The 1,796-nt window shown below is 53.2% G+C and carries 1 protein-coding gene; it reads right to left on the bottom strand.

What is annotated here, in order from left to right:
• The coding region (locus tag Q8W24_RS16715) for a cadherin repeat domain-containing protein (protein WP_305476026.1) at nucleotides 1–1,796 on the bottom strand (1,796 nt) is incomplete at both ends.

Genomic DNA, 1,796 nt, shown 5'->3' on the forward strand with positions numbered 1-1,796 from the left:
ACGGTATACACCACTTGCCCGGCACCGCTGTTTTCATCGATGGCAGTGGCGGTATCACCAGAGGTAATCGTCGGTGCTGCTTCATCCAAGTTATTGACCGCCAGGGTGACGGTCTGATCAGTGAAGTGACCAGCCCCATCGGTAGCGGTGACGGTAAAGCTGTAACTGGACTTGGTCTCATAGTCGGCATCAGCCAATAACGTCACTTCGCCGGTGGCTGAATTAATGCTGAACAGTGACGCATCAGCCCCCGAGAGGCTATAAACCGCTGTCGCGTCATCGGTCGCTGCGGTGTAAATAACCGAGCTGGCGCCAGAGTTTTCATCAATGGCATCCGCCAACGTGCCGGAGTTAAAGACCGGTCCTGACTCATCCAGATCATTGACCGCCAGCGTCACGGTCTGATCAGTGAAGTGACCAGCCCCATCGGTGGCAGTTACAGTAAAACTGTAGCTTGGTTTAGTCTCGTAATCGGCGTCGGCCAACAAGGTGACTTCACCGGTGCTGGCATCAATCGAGAAGTAAGCCGCGTCAGTGCCGCCAAGGCTAAACGTTACGCCATCCGAAATATCCGCGGAGTCATCGATAATCGCTGTGTAAATAACCGAGCCAGCACCGCTGTTTTCATCGATGGCAGTCGCGGTATCACCAGAGGTAATCGTCGGCGCTGCTTCATCGAGGTTATTCACCGCCAGGCTGACGGTCTGATCAGTGAAGTTACCAGCTCCATCGGTGGCGATTACAGTAAAGTTGTAACTGGACTTGGTTTCGTAATTGGCATCAGCCAACAAAGTCACTTCGCCAGTATTGGTATCAATGGTGAAGTAAGACGCGTCAGTACCACTGAGGCTAAACGTTACGCCATCCGAAATATCAGCAGAGTCATCAGCAACAGCGGTATACACCACTTGCCCAGCACCGCTGTTTTCATCGATGGCAGTCGCGGTATCACCAGACGTAATCGTCGGTGCCACTTCATCCAGATCATTGACCGCCAAGGTGACGGCTTGGTCCGTGTGGTTACCGGCCCCATCGGTGGCTGTAACAGTAAAGCTGTAGCTTGGTTTGGTCTCGTAATCAGCGTCGGCCAATAAGGTGACTTCACCGGTTACCGAGTTGATGCTGAAATCCGCCGCATCGTCGCCAGAGAGCGAGAAAACTACGCCATCAGAAATATCAGCAGAGTCATTGGCAGTAGCGATATACACCACCTGCCCGGCGCCGCTGTTTTCATCAATCGCAGTGGCAGTAGCGCCAGATGTAATGCTTGGTGCCACTTCATCCAGGTTGTTGACCGCCAGAGTGACGGTCTGATCGGTAAAGTTACCAACCCCATCAGTAGCTGTGACGGTAAAGCTGTAACTGTCTTTTGTTTCGTAATCAGCGTCGGCCAACAAGGTGACTTCGCCTGTAGCGGAGTTGATGCTGAAATACGCTGCATCGTCGCCAGAGAGCGAGAAAGTCACGCCATCAGAAATATCAGCAGAGTCATCAGCAACAGCGGTATACACCACTTGCCCGGCACCGCTGTTTTCATCGATAGCAGTCGCGGTATCACCAGAGGTAATCGTCGGTGCGACTTCATCGAGGTTATTGACCGCCAGGGTGACGGTTTGATCGGTGTGGTTACCGGCTCCATCGGTGGCGGTGACGGTAAAGCTGTAGTTTGGTTTGGTTTCGTAGTCGGCATCCGCCAACAAAGTCACTTCGCCTGTAGCGGAGTTGATGCTGAAGTACGCCGCATCGTCGCCAGAGAGCGAGAAAGTCACACCTCCAGAAATATCCGCGGAATCATC

It is taken from the genome of Oceanobacter sp. 4_MG-2023 (genome assembly GCF_030689165.1).
Classification (GTDB): Bacteria; Pseudomonadota; Gammaproteobacteria; order Pseudomonadales; family Oceanobacteraceae; genus Oceanobacter.